Genomic DNA, 23,326 nt, shown 5'->3' on the forward strand with positions numbered 1-23,326 from the left:
ATAATATAAATTTAAGTTAAGAGGATAGTTACTACTTTATCTTAATAAAAAAATATGAAATTACTTTATTGGTTAAAATAAAAATGAATTTTAAGTGCGATAAAAAACTGTTGGTGCGCATCGTACCGCGAAGCATTTTGATCGTTTTGCTGTTAGCAATGCTATGTGTATTTTTGATTTTTTTGTATTATGTTGCTCAACCACGGGGCTATCGAGCAAGCTTAACATTTTCATTATCCGATTCTGCGGGAAAGCCGTTGGCAATAGATCAGCAAAACGATATCATTGCGCTTTTATTGTTGCAGCCTGTAATTTTAAATGATTCAAATTCACAAAACTTTTTTCTTGAGGGTTTTGATAAGAAAAATTTTCGTGAGAATATCCGTTTATTCCGCAATGGCAATCTAATCAACTTTGCTTTTGAAGCTGAAACGATAGAAGCTGCTCAACAGGGGTTAAAAACTTGGTTTTCTATATTTTCAAAAGCAATTCTCAAACAGAATCAAAAATTATTATTCATAGAGCCACAAGTTGATCAACAATATGATAATGCTGCACTATTAAATATAGTGCAAGAACTTCGCTCATCTGTTGACTCTTTCATTCATCAGGACGCAAAAAAAACTGAACTTAATGATCTTTATATGCAGTTAACAGGAGCAACTTTAAAGCGTATTCATTTAACAAGTTTGAATTCAGCGATTAAGATGATGCGCGAAAATGGGCAATCTTTATTGTCTTTATCCTTTATCGCAAGCAATTCAGCAATTGCTGTACTAGAATCTAAGCGTAACCTTTTAGAAACCCAAAAAGCACATATGGTTGCACAATTGGGTTGGACACATCCTCAAATTAAAGCAATAATTGCGGAATCAGAGGCACTTTCTCATCAATTGGAAAATAAAATTTTACAGATTACCGATCAAATTCATGTAGATGAGGTTATTGCAAGGGATTTTGAAAAACAGCTAAGAGAAAAAATTAGCTTTTTTATAAGAGATCAATCTCAATCTTTGAGTCAAATATTTAATGAGCTAGAAGATAAAATAAGAGCGATTGTAGATGCGCAAAACAAAGTGATAAGCAAGTCTTCTTCATTGCAGAATATAAAGATTCAGATAGTTGTTCCAGCAACGCTCATGCCAATTTCTTTTATCACTCTTTACGGAAAAAATATTATTGTTAGTATATTTACAAGCTTAGTCATTCTCTTAGGAGGGTTATTGTTGTTTCAGCAATATTTTCAAACAAAAAAAAATCAACCAGAGGAAAACGGTTTTGAAAGTGGTAAAGGAACTTTGGTATCTAAGGGAATAAAAGGTCTTGAAACGTTTATTACAATCGAAAGATTATCAAGTTTTTTAAAATGGCGAACCTCAACAGTGGTTTCAATAATTGGACCAGAATCTGCGCGGACGGCAGCAAAATTGTCTCTTCATCTCACAAAAGAGCAAAAAACAATTCTATTAGTGGATATTTCTGGTCAAGAAATAGAGAAGGTGATTGGTCCACACCGAGGGTTGAGCGATATTTTAATGGGGAATGCGCAGCTGCAGGATGTTGTTTATCGTGATTATGATACAGGGGTTGATATTCTTCCTCAAGGGTTAAAAAATATTGCCTATGTACAAGATTTTTCGGACAGTATTCCTAATATATTACAAGAATTTAAAAAAGACTATGATTTTGTCATTTTAGAAATAGCAAATGAGCCTAAATATGGATTTAAGCAGTTTGCGGAGTTAACAGATTATTACATTTGTAGTGTTGCTCTTAGTGAGCAAAATTGGATGATGCAAATGGTCAAGAGCTTTCCAAAAACTATTTATCATATAGTTACATCGTAAATGTTGCTAATTACATTGTAAATGTTGCAAAATAAAAATGCTAATTGCATGTTATAGCTGATATGCTTTGTTTTTTGCTGAAATTGCAGTACTTAATAAAGTCGTTAAGATTTAATTTCAAAGTTTAAAAAATGTTTGTGCATGGAGATAGACAGGCGTGGGGTGATTGAAGATGGCAATAGAGAGATTGGATGATGTTATTTTAGTCCCATTGCAAAAAAAGTATCGGAAACAAATCCGAGTGTGGCTTGATTCTATTTTATTGCTGTGCTTAGCAATTGTTTTAGTGGGAGGAGCTACTCGCCTGACGGGATCAGGGTTATCGATAACCGAATGGAAACCAATTCATGGCATGATTCCACCCATTGGTATGGAGCAATGGCAGGAAGAATTTTCAAAGTATCAGCAGATAGCGCAATATAAACTCCTTAATCGCGATATGACATTAAGTGCATTTAAAGTCATTTTTTGGTGGGAGTGGGGTCATCGCGTTCTTGGGCGTCTTGTTGGTCTTGTAGCATTGTTTGGTTTAATTTGGTTTTGGGCAAACAAGCGTGTTGAAAAAAATATTTTGCTTCCAATTAGTATTGTGCCAGTTCTTATCGCTATTCAAGGTGCGATTGGTTGGTGGATGGTGGCTTCAGGCGTTGGTCAAAGCAATTTGACAAGCGTGAGCCAATATCGTTTAGCATTTCATCTTATAACAGCATGTTTTGTTATTATTTTTGTTACTTATTTGTCTCGAGGACTTATAGAATATTCAGAAAAGCCAACAAATAAAGTGATTCAACATTTTGCTGGTTGGCTTGTTGCTCTTATTTTAGTCGAGATTTATTTGGGTGCTTTAGTTGCGGGATTGCATGCAGGTAAAGTTTATAATACGTGGCCACTTATGGATGATCAAATCATTCCCGATGGATTACTGAATCATAATCCTATTTGGCTCAATTTTTTTGAAAATCCGTTAACTGTTCAATTTATTCACCGTTTTTTTGCTTATTTTTTATTCATTGTAGCTATTATTCACGCTTTATATGTACAAAAGAATGTTCCACATTCAACGCATTCTCGTCGTGCATTTTTGATATGTATTATGATAGTTATTCAGGCACTTTTGGGGATTATTACATTGTTAAATGAAGTTCCAATAAGTTTGGGGCTCATTCATCAAAGTGTTGCATTAGTGATATTATGTTTTTCAGTTGCACATTGGCGCGCAACAAAAGGAGCATATCCTGTCAGTACATAAAAATCTGCTGTCAGTGCAATATTATCCTAAAAGCATTAAGTCGAGATTTTGAACAGCAGCTGCAGATGCACCTTTCCCTAAATTATCTAGTATGGCGCATAGATTAAAAATACCTTCATTTTCGTCGCCAAAAACAAATAGTTTCATGCTATCTTTATGTGCTAGGCATTCTGGACTGAGTTTGGTGAGGGTCTCGGTTTCTTTTTGTGATGCAATCGATATGACATTTTGTCCATCGTAATGATTTGCAAGAATTTCGCGCAGATCAGAGCAATTCGCTGATTTTGTAAATAAGTTACGATGTAATGGAAGGTTTACAATCATTCCTTGAGGGAAATGACCCACACTTGGTACAAAAATGGGTGTTTGATTAATTTGTCCATAAATTTTAATTTCTGGCACATGTTTATGTTTTAGGTTGAGAGCATAGATAAAATAATTTTCCCGAATATGATTTTGTTGAGATTGATTTTCCATTTGTGCAATCAATTGTTTACCACCGCCAGTGTAACCAGATATTGCATTAATTGATATTGGATAGCAAGCATCTAGAAGACCAGCTTCGCGAAGTGGTCGAATCAAGCTAATTGCACCAGTAGGATAACATCCAGGGTTTGTTACGTAGCGTGCTGATTGGATGCGTTTTTTTTGTCCTGCAGTCATTTCAGGAAAACCGTAAATCCAATCTGGTGCAACGCGGTAAGCTGTTGAGCTATCAATAATTCTAATTTTTTTGTTATTTTTGAGCTGATGAACTGTTTCGCGTGCAACATCGTCTGGAAGACATAAAATAGCAATATCGGTTTGATTAAGATAATCTTTTCGAATATTGATATTATGCCGATCTGTGTGGGGAAGGGAAAGTAACTCTAAATCTGGACGTTTTTCTAATCGCTTGTGTATTTGTAATCCAGTTGTTCCATGTTCACCATCAATAAAAACTTTTGTTGTCATTTATATCTGCCTTGCACTAATCTTGTTTTACCATATTCAGCATATCACACCATAAATGAGCTTAAATCATTGGAATATTTTAGGGATATAAGTCGTTTTATCTATAAAAAATAGTGTAATAAGAGCATGTTATAATAAAATTAATATCAATTTTGCACTTTTTAAAAATAAAAGTAATTTAAAATATTTTGTCTGTGCAATTTGCTGTGTTATCGTTTATTGCTTTGTTTTTTTAATGTTAGGATATGTTTTATGACCAAGCCAGAAAATAGCACGCAAGAGTGCTTTTTTAATAATCACTTACAAACTGTTGATGCAGCAATCTTTGATGCCATTAGAGGAGAATTTGAGCGTCAAAAACATGAAATTGAGCTTATTGCATCAGAAAATATTGTTTCAAGAGCAGTTTTAGAAGCACAAGGGTCGGTTTTAACTAATAAATATGCAGAGGGATATCCAGGAAATCGTTATTATGGGGGATGTCATTTTGCTGATCAAATTGAAGGACTAGCAATTGAGCGAGCTAAGAAGTTATTTGGTGCTTCTTTTGCGAATGTTCAACCTAATTCAGGTAGCCAAATGAATCAGGCTGTACTTTTGGCTTTGCTTCAACCTAGGGACACATTAATGGGGCTGAGCTTGAATGCTGGTGGTCACCTCACGCATGGATCTCACGTCAATATGTCAGGGAAATGGTTTAATGTTGTTTCTTATGGTGTGCGTCAAGAAGATCAGCTCCTTGATATGGAGGAAGTTGAGCGTCTTGCAAAAGAGCATAAGCCAAAGCTTATTTTTGCAGGTGGGACAGCTTATTCGCGTATATGGGACTGGAAACGATTTCGTGAAATTGCCGATGAGATCGGAGCATATTTAGTGGTCGATATGGCTCATATTGCAGGTTTAGTTGCTGCTGGTGCTCATCCTTCTCCTGTTCCATATGCACATGTTGTTACTTCAACAACACATAAATCACTGCGCGGTCCTCGTGGCGGTATGATATTGACAAATGATGAAGAGTTAGCCAAAAAAGTTAATATGGCAGTTTTCCCAGGTCTTCAAGGTGGTCCTCTCATGCATGTGATTGCTGGCAAGGCAGTGGCGCTAGGAGAAGCTTTGCAGCCTGCCTTCAAAGATTATATTGCTAATGTGGTTGCTAATGCTAAGACTTTGGCAAAAAGATTGCAGAGCAATGGTTTTAATATTGTTACTGGCGGTACAGATAATCACTTATTGTTGGTTGATTTGCGTTCTAAAGACTTAAAAGGAAGATTCGCGGAATTGGCTTTGGGACGTGCTGGCATTATCTGTAACAAAAATAGCATACCTTTTGATACAGAAAAACCATTTGTAACCTCAGGTATTCGTTTAGGGACACCAGCGGCAACAACGCGTGGTTTTGCAGAAAATGAGTTTATCCAAGTTGCTGATTTAATTACAGAAGTCCTTGAAGGTCTTAGGGTAGCAAAAAGTGATGAGGATAATAGTGTAGTCGAAATGGCTGTTAAGAAAAAAGTAAAAGACATGACGAGTAACTTCCCTCTTTACTCTGATTTTTGAACTTGTTAAGAGTGTAAAAAAATGCGTTGTCCTTACTGTCAATCTGAGGATACACAAGTTAGAGATTCGCGCCCTACTGAGGAGGGTGCGGTCATTCGACGGCGGCGTGTATGCTCTATTTGTGGTGGGCGTTTTACAACTTTTGAACGTGTTCAATTGCGTAACTTCTTAGTTTCTAAAAAAAATGGTCAATGTGAACCTTTTGATCGTGATAAATTGATGCGATCAGTTGATGTGGCTGTGCGTAAACGCAATATTGATCCTGACCATGTTGAGCAAGCAATTTCTGGCATTGTCCGTCAGCTTGAGAGCTCAGGAGAGCCTGAGATTGCTTCAGAAAGAATTGGGCATCTTGTGATGGAAGCGTTGAAGAGTATCGATGATATTGCTTATATTCGTTTTGCCTCTGTTTATCGAGATTTTCGTAATGCGAGCGATTTTCATGATATTATAGACGAGTTGTCAAAGGATATAACGGATACAGAATCTTGTTTCAATGAATAACAAAGCGCAAGATGAACGATATATGGCTGCAGCTATCCGTTTGGCAGAACGCCATATCGGTCTTACTGGTGCAAATCCCTCTGTTGGCGCATTAATCACGCGCAACGATGATAATGCAGGAATATCCATTGTTGGTTATGGCGTAACTGCTATTCATGGAAGACCTCATGCTGAAGTGCAAGCCCTACACATGGCAGGTTCCTTAGCTCACGGTGCGACGGCTTACGTTACTTTAGAACCTTGTTCGCATTATGGTAAGACTGCGCCGTGTGTCAATGCACTTATTAAATCGGGTATTTCGCGGGTTGTTATTGCTCTTACTGATTTAGATAAGCGGGTTGATGGTCGTGGTATTGCTCTTTTGCGTACGGCTGGTATTGAGGTTGTGGAAGGCGTTTTGGCTGAAGAAGCTTTTGAAGCATTGTGTACTCATTTGTGCATAAGGAAGCTACAGCGATGTGCCGTCACTTTAAAAATGGCAATTTCTGCAGATAATGGTGTGGGGAAAAAAGGGCAGGGTGGAATAAAAATTAGTGGAATGATTTCCCACACACATACCCATATTTTACGGGCTCAAAATGACGCTATTATTGTTGGTGTTGGCACTATATTAGCGGACAATCCACAGCTAAATTGCCGCTTGCCAGGACTGGGAAAACGTTCGCCTATACGTATTATTTTAGATATAGATTTACGTATTCCCCTTGACGCAAAGGTTGTTCAAACGGCAACAAAAATTCCTACATGGGTTATTTGTGATACAGATCTTTCAAAGGAAAGCAAAAAAATAGCACTTAAACAATGTGGTGTGTCTGTATATTCAGTAGAGTCTAGCAATGGTTGTATGCAGCCTTTTTCTATTTTACAATTACTTTATCAACTTGGGGTCAATAATGCTTTACTTGAGGGAGGAGTAAAGACAGGAGAAATGTTTTTAGATGCTGGTTGTGTGGATCATTTAATATGCTTTTATGCACCTATTATTTTAGGCGAAAGCCGTGTTGAAGCTCCTCATTTTGGGAAATATTTTTCAGAATTTCGTGAAGTTGAGACAAGAATGTTTGGCAATGACCGTTTTTGTAAGTGGAGACGTAAGACATTATGTTCACAGGGATTGTAACGGATATCGGTTGTGTTGAAGATGTTAAACCTTTAAAAAAAGGGGTGCGTTTAAATATTTCTACACACTACAACATGGAAAGTTTAGAAATTGGAGCATCAATTGCGTGTTCAGGGATTTGTTTGACAATCGTTGAGAAAGCTGCAAACCCAACAGGTAATACTTGGTTTGCAGTGGAGGCGTGGGAAGAGACATTGCGCTTGACTAATCTTGCGCAATGGACAAAAGGGACTTTTGTTAATTTGGAACGTTCGCTACGATTTGGTGATGAAATGGGCGGGCATTTGGTTTCTGGTCACATTGATGGTTTGGCTGAAATTATTAATCAGAAAAATGAAGGTGATGCAGTTCGTTTTTTCATAAAAGCTCCAACACGATTGATGTCCTTTATTACAGGAAAAGGCTCTATTGCGCTTAATGGAACGTCTCTCACCGTTAATTGTATTGAGAATAACATTTTTGATGTTCTTATTATTCGTCATACACTTGAAGTAACGACTTGGGGACAAGCTAAAGTTGGCGATCAAGTCAATTTAGAAATTGATCAATTTGCTCGTTATGCTGCCCAACTTTCTGGCTTTAAAATGCAAGCTGAATAAGCTAGAAATTGATTATGTTTTTTTGATTGTATGTTTTAAATACACCAAGTTTATTGGTTTATTTTTTTTGATGAGAGTTCATAATGATAAAAGAAATGCATAAAAAGGCGCGTATATTGATTGTTGAAGCGCGTTTTTATAGTAAAATCTCCGATGCACTTCTTGCAGGTGCAGTGGCCACTTTACAAAAAGCTGAATCAAGTTACGATATTGTAACAGTTCCAGGAGCATTAGAAATACCAGCTGCAATAGCTTTTGTCGAAAAAAATAGTAAGGTGTCTTATGATGGTTATGTAGCACTTGGTTGTATTATTCGGGGTGAAACATATCATTTTGAAATTGTTGCTGATAATTCTTGTCGAGCATTGATGGATTTAACTGTCCATAAAAATTTAGCTATTGGAAATGGTATTTTGACTGTTGAAGATGAAAAACAAGCGTGGGTGCGTGCAAAACAGGATGAAAAAAATAAAGGTGGTTTTGCTGCTGAAGCTGCTTTATGTATGATTGCTCTGAAAAAGGGACTTGGAGATAATCATTAAATATGGCTGATATAGAAGGCAGAAATTTTCCGCGTTTAGCTAATAAACGTGGAGCAGCAAGACTCGCTGCAGTACAAGCACTTTATCAAATGGATATGGTTGGGACTGGTGTTATGGAAACGGCAGCTGAGTATGAGGCTTATCGTTTAGGAAAAGATATCGATGGAGATCAGTACCTTGATGCTGATTTTCAATGGTTTTTGGCTATAATAGCTGGTGTTGTGCAAGATCAAAAGCAGCTTGATCCTATGCTTCACCAACAGCTTTCTGCGGAATGGTCACTCTCACGCCTTGATTCTATATTGCGAGCGATTTTACGTGCAGGTCTATGGGAACTGATTAACCGTGAAGATGTTCCTGTTGCTGTTGTTGTGAGTGAATATGTTGATATAGCAAAAGCATTTTTTGAAGGCGATGAACCAAAGCTCGTCAATGCAGTTCTTGATAATATAGCGAAAGAAGTTCGCCTTCAAAAATAATAGATGTAACTAACCATAATATCATCAGGATTGTATGTAGAGCATTAAAATTTAGTTTTGAATTGGAAAATTCGCAGAGCCTTTAATCATTTGAAGCAAGAAAGATTGTTCTTTTGTTGCTGTTGGTGTTACTTGCGCGATAAAGTCAAATATTTGACCATCTTGTAGACCATAATTTGCTATTTTGGTAACCTGATTATTTCTATTGAAGTAGATAGCCAAAACTTTGCGATCAATGATTTTTGATTTCATAAATTGCATACTACGGTAGCGAGTTTGTGAAATATAATAGAAGACGTCATTATCATACTTCGTTTTTAGTGAAGGAGTTCCTAGAGTTAAAATAACTTGCTCCTGACTTGAGCCAACAGAAATAGAATCAAGAGCACTTTTATCAAGAATATAGCCCTCTCTATATATCTGACTTGAACCTGAAGAATCAACTAAACGACAACCAGAAATTGCTGCCATACTTATTATCAACAGACTAATCAATAATTTACACTTGATCACATCCACTATGTGGGGCATCTGAAACAATGATCTCTCCATTTTACAATTAGATATATGACAAAAAAGGAATTTCAAGTTTTTTCTCATTTTGGCTTAATCTGCCGTAGCTTACACCGAGCTTCCCTGTTATAAAGCAAATTATGCCATATAGAGTTTCTTTAGAAAAGAAAAAAATGATAAAATGTAACTTTGCCAAATAAAAACACAATATACTACACCTCATTTATATATTTAGGAGTTGCCAATGAATGTTCAAAATGTTTCTCAAATGACATTTGCTTTGGCTTATCCAATATCCGTACGTTCATTACCTGCTAAGGGTATAAGGGTTCATATTTGTGCAAATCAACGAGAGTGTATAAATTTAGCTAAGAATCATGATTTAGCTGAAGTAAAATCTTGTGAGGGAGAATTTCATATTCTTCCGTCGAAAAAACGTGGAGTACGCGTAAAAGGAATATTGCGAGCACATATAATACAATCATGTGTTATCACATTAGAACCGCTAGAAAATACTCTTAATGAAAAAATAGAGGTTGTTTTTGTTCCTGAAAACTCAAATTTAACGAAGCCAGAAATATCAGAAGATACAGGTGAATTGTTTTTAGATGCGGAGGGGTTAGATGTGCCAGAAGTCTTTTATGATGATAAAATTGATATAGGTGCAGTCATGGAAGAATTTTTTGAGTTGTCAATTGATCATTACCCACGCAAAAAAGGTATAAACATGAGTGTTATTGAAAGTTCAGATGAAATCGAGAAAAAAATATCACCATTTTCTATTTTGAAAGATTGGAAGTGATTATAAATACATAAAAAATTATTTATTGTATACATTTTCTGCGAAGCGATCTACATGATACGCTTCGTGATTTTTCGGTAGCAAAAAATTGCAATAAATTTAAAAAGCATAAATTTAAAAATGTAGGATATGCAAGAGTGATTAAAATTTCCGTGGATGTAATGGGCGGTGATCATGGTCCAGAAGTAACTATTGCGGGAGCAGCAATTGCACAAAAATATTTGCCCAATGTTTATTTTTTATTTTATGGGATAGATGAGGTTGTTAAGCCAGTTTTAAAAAAATATCCTTGTCTGGCTTCTGTATCAAAATTTTATGCTACAGAAAGTTATACGCGTATGGATGAAAAGCCAAGCCAAGCACTTCGTATCGGACGTGGTAAATCATCCATGTGGTATGCGATTGAATCTGTAAAAAACGGTGAAGCTGATGCTTGCATTTCTGCTGGTAATACGGGTGCACTCATGGCAATGTCTTATTTTTGTTTAAAAATGATGGCAGAAGCTGAACGTCCTGGGATTGCTGGTATTTGGCCAACACTTCGCAGTGAGAGTATCGTTTTGGATATTGGTGCAACGATTGGTGCATCTGCTAGTCAGTTGGTTGATTTGGCAGTGATGGGGGCAGGTATGTTTCGCGCCTTGTACCACACTGAGAGACCAAGTGTTGGGCTTTTAAATGTTGGTGTTGAGGAAGTCAAAGGTCTTTATGCAATTAAAAAGGCTGGAACGATATTGCGTGACGTCCAATTAGAAGGACTAGAGTATAAAGGGTTTGTTGAAGGAAGTGATATTGGAAAAGGAATAGTAGATGTTGTTGTAACGGAAGGGTTTTCTGGTAATATTGCTTTAAAAACAGCAGAAGGAACTGCACGACAGATAGGAGAGCTCTTGAATGCTGCTATGCGCAGTTCTTTTTTTTCATATCTTGGTTACTTTTTTTCGCGGGGTGCGTTTCGTACATTGAAGCGCAAAATGGATCCTGACAGAGTTAATGGTGGAGTGCTTTTAGGTTTGAACGGTGTTGTAATAAAGAGTCATGGCAGTGCAAATGCTGGTGGTTTTGCTTCTGCTATTCGTGTTGGCTATGAAATGGTTAATAATGGACTTTTGAAAAAAATAACTGATGATTTACGGCGATTTCACGAAAATAAAGAGAAACTTTTGGATAAAGAAGATAAGGTAATATTGAAGGGGGAGGCGGTATGATTGATATTTATAATGCAAATGAAAAAAATCAAGAAAAGGTTAGGGGCGAATGATTCGATCAGTTGTGTGTGGTGTGGGAAGTGCCTTGCCCAAAAAGAGCTTATCGAATGATGAGATTGCAAAGCTTGTTGAAACATCTGATGCGTGGATCATTCAGCGTACAGGAATACGTCAACGTTATATTGCAAATGAGAATGAAACAACTGTTTCTTTAGGAGTAAAAGCTGCACAAGCTGCACTTATCAATGCTGGCTTAACGGTAAAAGATATTGATTGTATTATTTTGGCAACGTCAACGCCAAACCACACATTTCCTGCTTCTGCCGTTGAAATTCAGCATGCTTTGGGAATGAATCATGGATTTGCTTTTGATATTCAAGCTGTTTGCTCTGGTTTTATTTTTGCTTTAACAACGGGAGATGCTTATTTACGTGGCGGAGTAGCAAAAAGGATTTTGGTTATTGGATCTGAAACGTTTTCTCGAATTTTAGATTGGAAAGATCGCACAACGTGTGTTTTGTTTGGTGATGGTGCAGGTGCTGCTGTTTTAGAAGCACAGAAAGTTGAAGGCAATTTTGCTTCTGACTGTGGTATATTGTCTACCAAATTACGCTCTGATGGTACATATAGGGATAAGCTATACGTTGATGGTGGTCCTTCAACAACGCAAACAACGGGCTATTTACGCATGGAGGGACGAGAGGTTTTTAAATATGCAGTTGGCATGATAACCGATGTGGTTGATGAGTGTTTTACAGCTGCAGGTATGAACCCTTCACAATTAGATTGGTTTGTACCTCATCAGGCTAATAAACGTATTATTGAAGCATCAGCTAAAAAGCTGGGAATTGCTAATGATAAAGTTGTAATCACCATTGATCAACATGGTAATACATCAGCAGCATCGGTTCCATTGGCTTTAACGACAGCTATTCATGATGGAAGAATTAAAAAAGGAGATCTCGTTATGTTGGAAGCTATGGGGGGTGGGTTTACATGGGGAGCAGTTCTTATTCGCTGGTAGGTTATAGCTGCTTGACCATATTTGAATAAAACGTATAAATCACTTTATAACTTTTAATTTTGGATAGGTGTTTATAATGACAAGTAAAACAGTAACGCGTGCAGATTTGGCGAGCGTGATTTGTAAAAAAGTGGGCTTGTCACATAGTGAATCAGCAGCTTTGGTTGAATTAATTTTAGATGAAATTTGTAATTCACTTATAAAAGGTGAAGCAGTTAAATTATCTTCTTTTGCAACTTTTCAAGTTCGTAGTAAAAATGAACGAATTGGGCGCAATCCGAAAACTGGTGTAGAAGCACCTATACCACCACGGCGAGTGGTGACATTCAAGGCTGCAAATGTACTGAAACAAAGAATTTTAGATTCACATCGTGCAAAACAGAAAAATAACGTCACATAAGTAAGCACCGTTACTATTATATTATTTATTAAAGAAACTTATATAGGATAAATATTTGAATTTCATTTAAATAGATTCAATTTTTGTCAGTTTTTTGAACAATTGAAACTTAGTTAGTTGCTATAAAATTATTTGTATAGTTTAGAGAAGGTGTTGCAAAATGGATAAGAGCTCTGATGCTTTTCGCACAATTAGCGAAGTCGCTGAGTTGTTGGGGCTTCCACAGCATGTGTTAAGATTTTGGGAAACACGTTTTACACAGATTAAACCAATGAAGCGCGGAGGCGGAAGGCGTTATTATCGTCCAGCTGACGTGGATTTGCTTAACGGTATTAAACAGCTATTGTATGATCAGGGTTATACTATAAAAGGCGTGCAACGTCTTTTAAAAGAGAATGGCATCGCTTTTATTATTGCCTTTGGTAATGGTGATATCGATGCCATGAATATTGTAATGGAAAAAAAACATGCAGGAAAAACGTCTGAAACTATCCGCAATAAACCTAAAAAATCTTCTTTTGGGCTTTTAAGTTTTATGAGGAATGATGCAGAAGAGTCTGTTGGTGCTGTTAACGCTTACAAAGACAAAACGGATAAAGCATTGTTACAAGAGACGTTATTTGAACTGATTGAATGTAAACGTGTGCTTGACAGAGCACGATAATAATAGCATTCTTATTTTATAGCTTTTTTTACCTTTTGATATACTTTAAGCATTTATTAAACGATGCAAATCTGGGGGTGTGGCTTCATTTGAAAGTTGTTTAATAGCTTCCTCTATAGATAAAAAGGTCTGATCCGTGCTTCCTAAGCGACGCATACTTACGCTATTGTTTTCAGCTTCACGTTTTCCGCATACTAAAATTACAGGAACTTTTTGTAAAGAATGTTCACGTATTTTGTAATTAATTTTTTCATTACGAAGATCTGATGTTACTGAGAGTCCAACGGCTTTAAGCTTTGCCGTTATTTTTTTTGCATATTCATTTGCTTCGGATGTAATTGCTGCTACAACAACTTGCTCGGGCGCAAGCCAAAGTGGCATATGCCCAGCAAAATTTTCTATTAATATACCAAGAAAACGTTCCATTGATCCAAAAATGGCACGGTGGATCATAACAGGTTGGCGTTTTTCGGAATTTTTGTCAATATAAAACGCACCAAAGCGTTCAGGAAGATTAAAGTCTACTTGTGTTGTTCCACATTGCCATTCGCGACCGATAGCGTCCTTCAATGTATATTCAAATTTTGGTCCATAAAATGCACCCTCGCCTGGAAGAACACTTGTTTTGATTTGTCCTGAAAATTTTGCTTCAATATCTTTGAGAACAGATGCCATGATATTTTCTGCATGATCCCATAATGCGTCAGATCCAACACGTTTTTCTGGACGTGTCGAAAATTTAAGGCTGATTTCTTTAAAACCGAAATCAGCATAAGCCGATAAGATCAAATCATTGATCTTAAGACATTCATCGGCTAATTGCTCATCTGTGCAAAAAACATGTGCATCATCTTGTGTAAAGCTACGCACACGCATCAGACCATGTAAAGAACCTGAAGGTTCGTAGCGATGAACAAGACCAAATTCAGCAAGCCTAATAGGCAAATCACGATAAGATTTTAAACCATGTTTAAAAATTTGTACATGTCCAGGGCAATTCATGGGTTTGAGAGCGTAGATATATTCATCATCCCAATCATCAGCTGCTGGAATTGCTTTGAACATGTTTTCTTTGTACCATCCCCAATGACCAGATAATTCCCAAAGTGATCTATCGAGAACTTGCGGTGCATTTACTTCAGCATATTGATGATCATCAAGGCGTCTACGCATATAGTTGATCAGATTTTGGAACATTTTCCAGCCTTTTTTGTGCCAAAAAATCATTCCTGGTCCTTCTTCTTGGAAATGAAATAAGTCCATTTCACGCCCCAAACGACGATGATCACGTTTTTCAGCCTCTTCTAGAGTATGCAAATAGGCTTTTAGATCATTTTCGTTAGCAAACGCCGTTCCATAAATTCTCGTTAACATTGGATTATTGGCATCACCACGCCAATAAGCACCTGCAACTTTCATTAGTTTGAAAGCATTACCAATTTGTCCAGTAGATTGCATGTGTGGACCGCGGCAAAGATCAAACCAATCACCTTGATAATAGACTTTTAAATCTTGATTGTCAGGGATACTATCGATCAGCTCAACCTTATAAAGTTCATTCTTTTCAGAAAAAATTTTTCTAGCTTTTTCACGAGACCAAATTTCTTTTCTGAAAAATTTATTGCGTTGGATAATTTCACGCATTTTTTTCTCAATGAGGGAAAGATCATCCAATGTAAAAGGTTGCTGACGTGCAAAGTCATAATAAAAGCCATTTTCAATAACAGGGCCAATTGTAACTTGTGTTTCAGGAAAAAGCTCTTGTACTGCTTCGGCTAAGACATGTGCGCAGTCATGGCGTATTAATTCAAGGGCGCGTGGATCTTCGCGAATAATGATTTCAACCTCACCAGATTGTCCTAATGGATCTGATAAGTCTCGGATGATTCCGTCAAGGCTATAGGCGACTGCTTTTTTTGCAAGCGATTTAGAAATGGATGTTGCTAATTCTAAACCCGTCATTTCGGTGGGGTAATCACGTTTTGAACCATCGGGAAAAGAAAGAGAAACGGAACAAGACATAAAACACCCCTTTAATCCAACTCTACAAACATATTGTGGAGAGTTTCATAAAAAATTCGTGATATCAGTTAAGAACAACAGGCTTGTTTTTTATCAATACACATATAAAAAGAAAAGAACTATTTGTTATGTTTGGCAGAAATTTTCCAATAATGCCAAGGTTTATAAAAACAGCAAGAATTTTCAAGAGAGGTAGGTACTGGATCGAAGCCATGTGTCCCAAATGGACCACAACGTATGATACGAAAAAGTCCCATCCATGCACCTGCCCAAAGTCCGTGGCGTGCAATTGCTTCATAAATATATTCTGAACAAGTTGGTGCATGGCGACACTGGTTTCCTATCAAACTGGAAAGTGTTACTTGATAGAAACGTATGAGTAAAATACCCAATAACCGCCCAGGTGTTTTTCGCCATACTCCTGTATAATTTCTAGTTTGCTTTGTTTTTTGAGAATATGGCTTAAGCATTTATTTTTCTTCAATTTGTTTAATACAATCTATAACGGCATCAAAAACGAGCATTGTTGATGTATGGCGTGCTTTATAGTTTTTAATAGGCTGTAAGCAGGAAAATGCTTCAAATGGTGCTAGAGGAGGCGGACCATCTTTTGTGAGCATGTGATAAATAACCTCACGTAACATTTTAAGATTTTGTGTTGTTTGTCCGATAATATGATATGCTAAAAGTGAAGCTGAAGCTTGTCCTAGCACACATGCGTGCACATCATGAGCGAAATCTGTAACGATAGAATTTTTTACTTTGAGATCTACAATAATAGTTGAGCCGCAGAGGCGAGCGTGTTTTTTTGATGTTGCATTCGGATCATTAAGACGCCCAACTTTGCTGATACGTGCAGCATATTCAAGTATTTTATCATTGTAAATATTGTCAATCATGAGCAATGACCTAAAAATTCGAAAGCCGTGATTGTTTAAGCTTTTAATTCGATTATATAGAAATTATACAGAATGAAATGGACATATAGCAAATGTTTTGTATGTGGTAAGCTTGGAGTTTTAAAATGCATGATGTTAAAGGAGGTACTACAAACCCATTTTTATCTGAGGAAAAACGTCCTGATTTTGAAGAAGTGGAAGCAGCGGTTCGTACATTGCTGCTATGGGTGGGAGAAAATCCGAATCGAGAAGGACTTATAGATACTCCCAAGCGCGTAGCTAAAGCATATCGCGAGCTTTTTACTGGTTATAGTGAATCGGTAGAAGAAGTTTTGAGCACGACTTTTGAAGAGGTATCAGGGTATAATGAATCAGTGATAGTGAAAGATATTGCTTTTTATTCACATTGCGAACATCACATGATTCCAATTGTTGGTAAAGCTCATATAGCTTATCTTCCTGATAAAAAGGTTGTTGGTCTTTCAAAACTTGTACGTGTTGTGGATATTTTTTCTCGTCGTTTGCAGACACAAGAAACTATGACAGCTCAAATAGCCGATGCTTTAGCGGTATATCTAAAACCTCGCGGTGTTGCAGTATTGATTGAAGCTGAACACATGTGTATGACTATGAGGGGAATACAAAGGCAGGGTGCTACAACGATTACAACAAGTTTTCATGGCTATTATGAAAAAGATCAAGTTGCTCAAGCTAATTTTATGATGATGATTCGTGGGTTATAGTAAGACTTATACTTTGATCAATTAAAATAAATTATGGGAAAGCGAAAATTGGCTTGTGCCTTGCTTTGTGATTTGTTAAAAAGCTGAAAATCAAGTTTTTGACTTACCACGTGTGGTCGTGGCGGAATTGGTAGACGCGCAGCGTTGAGGTCGCTGTGGGGCAACCCGTGGAAGTTCGAGTCTTCTCGACCGCACCATTTGTGCTTCCTTTGGCTGGTACGGATGTAGATTAAGAGGGTGTGCGCGCATTATAACGGATTTTTTCCAGTATTATTCGTTCAGTGCCCTCTTGATAAAAGTTTCATTTTAGGTTCTTAGGTTTGCCTTTTTGTACCTGTAAAATGCAATGGTGACTCTTTTCAACATAATTTAGGTGATGTTGCCGTGAGAAGTGCAATGTTTTTAAGATATTTAATATTCTTTATTTGTATTGCTTTATTGACTGCATGCAGTAGATCACGTGCGGTACTGTGGCATGGTATTCATGCAACGCCATCTATGGTGGCTGTGCAAAGAGAAGTTGAAGGTGAACCTGTTCCTCCGAAAGCTATCATTCCAGTATATGTTGCAACAAGTCGCATGATGCAAAATAGTTATTCTCAGCCTTACGGGGCAGAGCGATCAAATAAAGTCCACTATAATCGCGTTGATGTGGGAATCCCCCAACAACATGTGAAAGGTGTTGTTGAAACAAACGCATACAAACCTACTCATGATAAGTATTTTGCAGCAGTGGCATTACAAAAATATGATAACAAAGAGCAGTTTAAGCAACAATTAAATACGGCTTTAGCGAAAAAACCAAAAGGGAAAAGAGAAATTTTCCTTTTTATTCATGGTTATAATAATAATTTTGCAGATGGTACATTTCGCACAGCTCAGTTTACTTATGATTATTCTTTGAATGTTGTTGCTGTACACTATTCATGGCCTTCTGCTGGATCAGTTCCCCTTTATATTTATGATCGTGATAGTGCTAATTTTGCACGTGATGGATTGATAGAGCTCTTGACACTCATCAGTGAGACGAATGCTGATCAAATATCAGTTATTGCGCATTCTATGGGAAATTTTGCTACTATGGAAGCGTTTAGAACTTTAGCATTACAAAAAAAATATAAGCCAATTCGTCGTATTACAAGTTTTTTAATGGCTGCACCAGACATTGATCTTGATGTATTTGAGCGTCAACTTAATGATATTAAAGAATTACCTAAGCCAACAGCTATTTTGGTATCCCGTGCTGATAAAGCTCTTGCTGTTTCGGGACGTCTTACGGGTGGACATCCTCGTGTAGGAGATGGCTCAGATATTGATATATTACGTAAAAATGGTATAGCTGTCTTTGATTTTTCTAATGTTGATGGTGGGGCACATAGTGTATTTGCGTCTTCGCCAACATTGATGGCTCTTTCTCGAGAAGGTTCTTTGGCTTCAACAATTATGCAGGGTACGGAATTATCTCCAAGTCAAGCGATTCTTGCTGATAGTAGTAGTGTTTTAGAGAAAACTACGCACCTTATCTTTTATACGCCTATGCGCCTTTTATCTCCATTTGCTCAACCTTAAAATACAAAAAAGCAAGGTTACTCATCAAAAATATATTGAAGTCGATATTTTTAGCACTTTCTTTAGAATAGTTTTGTAAAGTCAAGAAAAATAGTGGGATGAATGTAAAAAGCCAGTCATTAGGTGAGTTGATGGTTGCACAAAAACGCTATGCAGATATGCCCACATTGGTTGATTATTTGCCTTATTCCGCAGTTAAATTGTTAAATATCCATGCTATGCTTTTGAAGGTACAAAAAGCAAATATAGGAGGAAAAAAAAATTTATTGCAGCAAATTGATTCTACTAAAAAACAACTGGATGAGATAAGCTATGCTCTTATTTTAGAGTATCGTAAACGTCAAGAAAATGAGCACTTCTTAAAACAGGTTTTGGTATCAATTTCTGATCAACTTTTTTCGCTTAATAATGATTTTAAAGAAACGGGTCGTCTTTTTTTTCAAGAGATGAGAATACTCCAATCTCAAATGCGGTGTTTTTACGAAGGTCAAGAGCGACAACATTTGTTGAATGATCAAAAATTTTCTCATTCTTCATCAAAGATTGATGAAACAATTAAACGGTTGCAAAAAGCACGAGAAAAGCTTGTCATCGAAAATCCGCATCTTTTTGAAAAATAATATTTAAAATTAACACTATAAACAAAATATTTTCAGCTTAATAAAAAATGGAAAAATCAAAAATTAATAACTTATTTTAACAGTTTAAATAGTTATTTTAAACCAACAGTAACTTATTACGTATTAGCAAAAACTTATTTATAGTCGATTTTATTCATCTTCAACAATCGATATGTGAGTTAACTTGTGTCTGTTTTGCAATGAAACGGTATGAAAATCGATTCGAACATCCATAAATTAGTTAATATGCTAGTTAAAAAAACGTGCAATAATATAATTTTTATGAATGTTTCAGATTCCATTTTATAAATTGGAAAGTGTTCCAATTAGTTTTTTATAATAGAAAAAATGCTTTTATCGCAAATTATTCAGTTTCTTCATAGTTTACAATTTTTTTTATCATTTTATTTTAACTAAGGGATAATGTATTCAAGCTTATAGCTATTCTTTAATATGAAGGGTGGAGTTATATTGATGTCAAAAAAAGTCATGATCGTCGAGGATAATGAGCTTAACATGAAATTATTCCGTGATCTTGTGGAAGCAAGTGGTTATTCAACCGTTGAAACGCGTAACGGTCTTCTTGCGTTAAATTTAGCTCGTTCATCCATGCCTTCTCTCATCCTTATGGATATTCAGTTGCCTGAGGTTTCAGGAATCGACATCATTAAGCAGTTAAAAGAGGATAAAGAACTGAAGTCTATTCCTATTGTAGCAGTAACAGCTTTTGCCATGAAAGGGGATGAAGAACGAATTCGTGCAAGTGGGTGTGAGGAATATATGTCAAAACCTATCTCTGTTCCTCATTTTATTAAAATGATAAAGCGATTTTTAGAATAAATGATTACCAAATTTTTGACGAAATGCTCATGAAAAAAGATGCTGAAAATACAATTTTAATGAAAGATTAGGTTATATTTCAAAAAAAAGCTCCGTTGGAAACGGAGCTTTTTATGCTGCATAAAATAGCGGCTAACGTTTGGAGAATTGGAAAGAACGGCGTGCTTTTGCTTTTCCGTATTTTTTACGTTCAACAACACGGCTATCACGTGTAAGAAATCCGCCTTTTTTTAAAACTGAACGAAGCTCCGGTTCATAATAGGTTAATGCTTTAGAAATACCATGGCGTACTGCACCTGCTTGCCCTGAAAGACCACCTCCTGCGACAGTTGCAATGATATCAAATTGGCTATCTCTGTTGGCTGCAATGATTGGCTGACGAAGAATCATTCTTAGAACAGGACGAGCAAAATACTTGTCAAATTCTTTATTGTTGATGATAATTTTTCCAGAACCTGGTTTGATCCATACGCGAGCGACAGCATTTTTACGTTTTCCTGTTGCATAAGCACGCCCCTGTGAATCAAGCTTTTGCACATGAACAGGAGCGACATTTTCATTAACTTCTGCAATAGTTGCTATTGCACTAAGCTCAGAAAGAGAATTAATTTCAGCCATAATTAAGCAATCCTTTTGTTTTTGCGGTTTAGAGCACCAACGTCAAGAGCTTCGGGCTGTTGTGCTGTATGTGGGTGTTGGCTCCCAGCATAAACACGTAGATTCTTTAATTGACGACGACCAAGTGGTCCACGAGGAATCATACGCTCTACAGCTTTTTCAACAACGCGTTCAGGAAAACGACCTTCAAGAATTTGACGAGCTGTACGCTCTTTAATTCCACCAATATAGCCAGTATGCCAATAATATTTTTTATCTGTATATTTTTTGCCAGTAAGAGCTATTTTGTTTGCATTGATTACAATAACATTGTCACCATCATCGACATGTGGAGTAAATGTAGCTTTATGTTTGCCACGCAAGCGGTTAGCAACGAATGTAGCAAGACGACCTAAAACAAGGTTTTCTGCGTCAATAATAACCCATTTTTTCACCACTTCAGTTGGCTTTTGTGAAAAAGTTGCCATAGAAGTATCCTTTATTGAAACCCATTAACATAAGGGTATTTTTTATTTTTTGCGTTGAAAATTATATCATAGAAAAATGTTTAACGCACATTATTTACTCTGATATAATGTCTTTCGATTTGCGTCAAGAAAAAATAAAAACTTATAAAACAGTACTTTATGATAGAGGTATTATAATACCTTACATTATAATAATTTATTCATATTTTTAAGAGAGAATAGATGTTACAATAGTGTGATTTATATTTGACTCTTGATTGTATTTTATCCTCTTTCATTATAAGACATATAAAATGCAACGTTCTCGTTATTTTCTCAATGTTGAATCTTCTGCTTGCGGTCAGGCTTGGATAGATGCTCTTGATATTCAAGGGGCTAATAATGCTCGTGCTATTTCTCAAAAGTTTGGTTTTCCAGATCAATTAGCTCGAGTTCTTTCAGCAAGGGGTGTCGATGAATCTGAGGCTGTTGCTTTTATTAATCCGACATTGCGTACTTTAATGCCTGATCCAGAAAGCTTTACGGATATGCAATGTGCAGCAGAGCGCATAGTTACAGCTATTATGAATCAAGAAAAGGTTGTTGTTTTTGGTGATTATGATGTTGATGGCGCTTGTTCATCGGCACTCATAGCGCGTTTTCTGCGTTGTTTTGGCATAGAAGTAAAAATTTATATTCCTGATCGTATTGTTGAAGGGTATGGCCCGAATGAACAAGCAATGACAATGTTGGTACAAAAAGGCGCTCATTTAATTATTACCGTTGATTGTGGTGCGAATAGTCCAGATGCGGTAAAGGCAGCGAGGCTTGCAGGTGCTGATGTTGTGGTTTTAGATCATCATCAAATGACAGAGGTTCATCAAGAAGCTGTTGCTCTTGTCAATCCTAATCGCCCTGATGACTTTTCTGGACAGGGGCATCTATGTGCTGCTGGCGTTGTGTTTGTGACGTTAGCGTGGGTTAATCATTTATTACGGAAAAAAAAATATGAAGGGGAGCTTCCTGATCTTTTAAGTATGCTTGATCTTGTTGCATTAGCTACCATATGTGATGTAGTTCCATTACAAGGTGTTAATCGTGCTTTTGTGGTTAAGGGACTTCAGGTTGCTCGTTCTATGCATAATCCTGGGATAGCAGCTTTAACAAAGGTTTCACGTGTAGGTGAGCCGCTTAATAGTTTTCATTTAGGTTTTTTGTTAGGTCCTAGAATTAATGCTGGGGGTCGTATCGGAGACCAAGCTTTGGGAGCGCGTTTGCTTAGTTGTGATGATAAGGATGAATCCGATAAAATAGCTAAACAATTGGATCAGCTTAATCAAGAGCGCCAAGAAATGGAAGGAGATCAATTAGCTCAAGCAGAAGCTTACATTGATTCTCTTTATCAAGATAGAGAAGCACCTTCATCGCTTGTACTTGTTCACCAAGAATGGCATCCAGGAATTGTTGGTATTCTTGCATCCCGCTTAAAAGAACGTTTTTTTTGTCCTGTTTTTGCAATTGCTTTAAAAGCAGATGGAAGCGGGACAGGATCGGGGCGATCAATTAGTGGAATAGATTTAGGAGCGCTTGTTCGTGAAGCAGTTACATTGAATTTATTAGAAAAAGGCGGGGGGCATAGTATGGCAGCTGGGGTTACGATTCAGTCGACAAAAATAGAACTTTTTCGAAAATGGCTAGAAGAAAAAGTTTCTTTAATGGTTTCCCAGTTACGTGCTGAAAAGTTTCTTAGTATAGATGGTTGCCTTTCTGCTTTTGGTGCCAATAAAGCGCTTTTTGATATGATCGAAAAAGCAGGACCATTTGGTTCGGGAAATAATACACCTACTTTTGCTTTTCCCTCTCATCGGTTAATTAATTTGCATGAGTTTGGAAAAGGGCATCTTCGTCTTGTTATATCTAATATCGACGGTAAAAAACTGCAAGGAGTAGCTTTTCGTGCGGCAGGAACATCACTTGGTTATTTTCTTTCCAAAAATATTGGTGAAATGATCCATTTAGCTGGGAATCTTAATTTAAATTATTGGAATGGAACGATCAATCCGCAGCTACGCGTTGTTGACGCTGCTGCAGTAGTTTAAAAAGAAAA

25 protein-coding genes and 1 tRNA gene are annotated in these 23,326 nt (G+C 36.8%); 19 read left to right on the forward strand and 7 right to left on the reverse strand.

From position 1 onward, the window contains the following. Window positions 1-83 precede the first annotated feature (83 nt). Both ACMFKV_RS05910 and ACMFKV_RS05915 read left to right on the forward strand, forming a co-directional pair. On the forward strand, window positions 84-1,847 hold the full coding sequence (locus ACMFKV_RS05910) for a hypothetical protein (protein WP_413154730.1): 1,764 nt from the start codon (window positions 84-86) through the stop codon (window positions 1,845-1,847). 172 nt (window positions 1,848-2,019) lie between these two features. Next, a complete protein-coding gene (locus ACMFKV_RS05915) occupies window positions 2,020-3,096 on the forward strand; it encodes a COX15/CtaA family protein (RefSeq protein ID WP_413154731.1) in 1,077 nt (358 codons plus the stop codon). 21 nt (window positions 3,097-3,117) lie between these two features. Here the strand turns inward: ACMFKV_RS05915 and argC are convergent, their stop codons facing one another. Further along, on the reverse strand, window positions 3,118-4,050 hold the full coding sequence (argC, locus tag ACMFKV_RS05920) for an N-acetyl-gamma-glutamyl-phosphate reductase (protein ID WP_413154732.1): 933 nt from the start codon (window positions 4,048-4,050) through the stop codon (window positions 3,118-3,120). Window positions 4,051-4,302: 252 nt separating this feature from the next. Between argC and glyA the strand changes: the two genes are divergently transcribed. From glyA to nusB, 6 genes are all read left to right on the forward strand, one after another. Further along, complete coding sequence (gene glyA / locus ACMFKV_RS05925) at window positions 4,303-5,607, forward strand: serine hydroxymethyltransferase (RefSeq protein ID WP_336288432.1); 1,305 nt, start codon at window positions 4,303-4,305, stop codon at window positions 5,605-5,607. A gap of 21 nt (window positions 5,608-5,628) precedes the next feature. Then, on the forward strand, window positions 5,629-6,111 hold the full coding sequence (gene nrdR / locus ACMFKV_RS05930) for a transcriptional regulator NrdR (protein ID WP_336288431.1): 483 nt from the start codon (window positions 5,629-5,631) through the stop codon (window positions 6,109-6,111). After that, window positions 6,104-7,231 carry a bifunctional diaminohydroxyphosphoribosylaminopyrimidine deaminase/5-amino-6-(5-phosphoribosylamino)uracil reductase RibD gene (ribD, locus tag ACMFKV_RS05935; protein ID WP_336288430.1) on the forward strand — a complete coding sequence of 376 codons (1,128 nt, stop codon included), beginning with the start codon at window positions 6,104-6,106 and terminating at the stop codon, window positions 7,229-7,231. The genes nrdR and ribD overlap by 8 nt, the downstream gene beginning before the upstream one ends. Beyond that, window positions 7,213-7,830 carry a riboflavin synthase gene (locus ACMFKV_RS05940; RefSeq protein ID WP_413154733.1) on the forward strand — a complete coding sequence of 206 codons (618 nt, stop codon included), beginning with the start codon at window positions 7,213-7,215 and terminating at the stop codon, window positions 7,828-7,830. Before ribD ends, ACMFKV_RS05940 begins: the two co-directional genes overlap by 19 nt. 83 nt (window positions 7,831-7,913) lie before the next feature. After that, window positions 7,914-8,372 (forward strand): 6,7-dimethyl-8-ribityllumazine synthase, encoded by a 459-nt coding sequence (locus tag ACMFKV_RS05945; RefSeq protein WP_336288428.1) that lies wholly within the window; start codon window positions 7,914-7,916, stop codon window positions 8,370-8,372. 2 nt (window positions 8,373-8,374) lie between these two features. Next, entirely contained in the window at window positions 8,375-8,851 is a 477-nt protein-coding gene (gene nusB / locus ACMFKV_RS05950; protein WP_413154734.1) for a transcription antitermination factor NusB, read from the forward strand. A 51-nt stretch (window positions 8,852-8,902) separates the two neighbouring features. On the opposite strand, the gene ACMFKV_RS05955 is transcribed toward nusB, so the two are convergent. Further along, complete coding sequence (locus ACMFKV_RS05955) at window positions 8,903-9,382, reverse strand: outer membrane protein assembly factor BamE (protein ID WP_336288426.1); 480 nt, start codon at window positions 9,380-9,382, stop codon at window positions 8,903-8,905. Between the two features lie 226 nt (window positions 9,383-9,608). Here ACMFKV_RS05955 and ACMFKV_RS05960 point away from each other — a divergent pair, with 226 nt between their 5' ends. The 5 genes from ACMFKV_RS05960 (at window position 9,609) to ACMFKV_RS05980 (ending at window position 13,462) form a co-directional block, all read left to right on the forward strand. Further along, complete coding sequence (locus ACMFKV_RS05960; protein WP_336288425.1) at window positions 9,609-10,166, forward strand: YceD family protein; 558 nt, start codon at window positions 9,609-9,611, stop codon at window positions 10,164-10,166. Between the two features lie 137 nt (window positions 10,167-10,303). Next, window positions 10,304-11,374, forward strand: a complete 1,071-nt coding sequence (plsX, locus tag ACMFKV_RS05965; RefSeq protein ID WP_336288424.1) for a phosphate acyltransferase PlsX — start codon at window positions 10,304-10,306, stop codon at window positions 11,372-11,374. A gap of 49 nt (window positions 11,375-11,423) precedes the next feature. Further along, the gene (locus tag ACMFKV_RS05970; RefSeq protein WP_336288423.1) at window positions 11,424-12,398 is read left to right on the forward strand and encodes a beta-ketoacyl-ACP synthase III; all 975 of its coding nucleotides are present in this window, start codon (window positions 11,424-11,426) and stop codon (window positions 12,396-12,398) included. Window positions 12,399-12,474: 76 nt separating this feature from the next. After that, the gene (locus ACMFKV_RS05975; RefSeq protein ID WP_336288422.1) at window positions 12,475-12,798 is read left to right on the forward strand and encodes an integration host factor subunit alpha; all 324 of its coding nucleotides are present in this window, start codon (window positions 12,475-12,477) and stop codon (window positions 12,796-12,798) included. Window positions 12,799-12,958: 160 nt separating this feature from the next. After that, window positions 12,959-13,462, forward strand: coding sequence for a MerR family transcriptional regulator (locus ACMFKV_RS05980; RefSeq protein WP_336288421.1), 504 nt, complete (start codon window positions 12,959-12,961; stop codon window positions 13,460-13,462). A gap of 45 nt (window positions 13,463-13,507) precedes the next feature. On the opposite strand, the gene thrS is transcribed toward ACMFKV_RS05980, so the two are convergent. The 3 genes from thrS to ACMFKV_RS05995 form a co-directional block, all read right to left on the reverse strand. Continuing rightward, window positions 13,508-15,484 carry a threonine--tRNA ligase gene (thrS, locus tag ACMFKV_RS05985; RefSeq protein ID WP_413154735.1) on the reverse strand — a complete coding sequence of 659 codons (1,977 nt, stop codon included), beginning with the start codon at window positions 15,482-15,484 and terminating at the stop codon, window positions 13,508-13,510. Between the two features lie 119 nt (window positions 15,485-15,603). Further along, window positions 15,604-15,954 carry a membrane protein insertion efficiency factor YidD gene (gene yidD / locus ACMFKV_RS05990; protein WP_336288419.1) on the reverse strand — a complete coding sequence of 117 codons (351 nt, stop codon included), beginning with the start codon at window positions 15,952-15,954 and terminating at the stop codon, window positions 15,604-15,606. Next, window positions 15,955-16,383, reverse strand: coding sequence for an iron-sulfur cluster assembly scaffold protein (locus ACMFKV_RS05995; protein ID WP_336288418.1), 429 nt, complete (start codon window positions 16,381-16,383; stop codon window positions 15,955-15,957). Between the two features lie 125 nt (window positions 16,384-16,508). Here ACMFKV_RS05995 and folE point away from each other — a divergent pair, with 125 nt between their 5' ends. From folE to ACMFKV_RS06020, 5 genes are all read left to right on the forward strand, one after another. Then, window positions 16,509-17,126: a GTP cyclohydrolase I FolE gene (folE, locus tag ACMFKV_RS06000; protein WP_336288417.1), complete on the forward strand. Its 618-nt coding sequence runs from the start codon at window positions 16,509-16,511 to the stop codon at window positions 17,124-17,126. A gap of 112 nt (window positions 17,127-17,238) precedes the next feature. Then, window positions 17,239-17,323 (forward strand) — tRNA-Leu (locus ACMFKV_RS06005). A gap of 199 nt (window positions 17,324-17,522) precedes the next feature. Next, window positions 17,523-18,695 (forward strand): alpha/beta hydrolase, encoded by a 1,173-nt coding sequence (locus ACMFKV_RS06010; RefSeq protein ID WP_413154736.1) that lies wholly within the window; start codon window positions 17,523-17,525, stop codon window positions 18,693-18,695. 131 nt (window positions 18,696-18,826) lie between these two features. Continuing rightward, on the forward strand, window positions 18,827-19,315 hold the full coding sequence (locus ACMFKV_RS06015; protein ID WP_336288415.1) for a hypothetical protein: 489 nt from the start codon (window positions 18,827-18,829) through the stop codon (window positions 19,313-19,315). 474 nt (window positions 19,316-19,789) lie between these two features. Then, window positions 19,790-20,155, forward strand: a complete 366-nt coding sequence (locus tag ACMFKV_RS06020) for a response regulator (RefSeq protein ID WP_336288414.1) — start codon at window positions 19,790-19,792, stop codon at window positions 20,153-20,155. Between the two features lie 132 nt (window positions 20,156-20,287). Here the strand turns inward: ACMFKV_RS06020 and rpsI are convergent, their stop codons facing one another. Together rpsI and rplM are read right to left on the reverse strand one after the other, a co-directional pair. Then, window positions 20,288-20,773, reverse strand: a complete 486-nt coding sequence (gene rpsI, locus ACMFKV_RS06025) for a 30S ribosomal protein S9 (protein ID WP_413154737.1) — start codon at window positions 20,771-20,773, stop codon at window positions 20,288-20,290. Between the two features lie 2 nt (window positions 20,774-20,775). Then, window positions 20,776-21,240 (reverse strand): 50S ribosomal protein L13, encoded by a 465-nt coding sequence (rplM, locus tag ACMFKV_RS06030; protein WP_336288412.1) that lies wholly within the window; start codon window positions 21,238-21,240, stop codon window positions 20,776-20,778. A 293-nt stretch (window positions 21,241-21,533) separates the two neighbouring features. Between rplM and recJ the strand changes: the two genes are divergently transcribed. After that, window positions 21,534-23,318 carry a single-stranded-DNA-specific exonuclease RecJ gene (gene recJ, locus ACMFKV_RS06035; protein WP_413154739.1) on the forward strand — a complete coding sequence of 595 codons (1,785 nt, stop codon included), beginning with the start codon at window positions 21,534-21,536 and terminating at the stop codon, window positions 23,316-23,318. The last annotated feature ends 8 nt before the right edge of the window (window positions 23,319-23,326 follow it).

Source organism: Bartonella propinqua, from assembly GCF_047263965.1.
Classification (GTDB): Bacteria; Pseudomonadota; Alphaproteobacteria; order Rhizobiales; family Rhizobiaceae; genus Bartonella.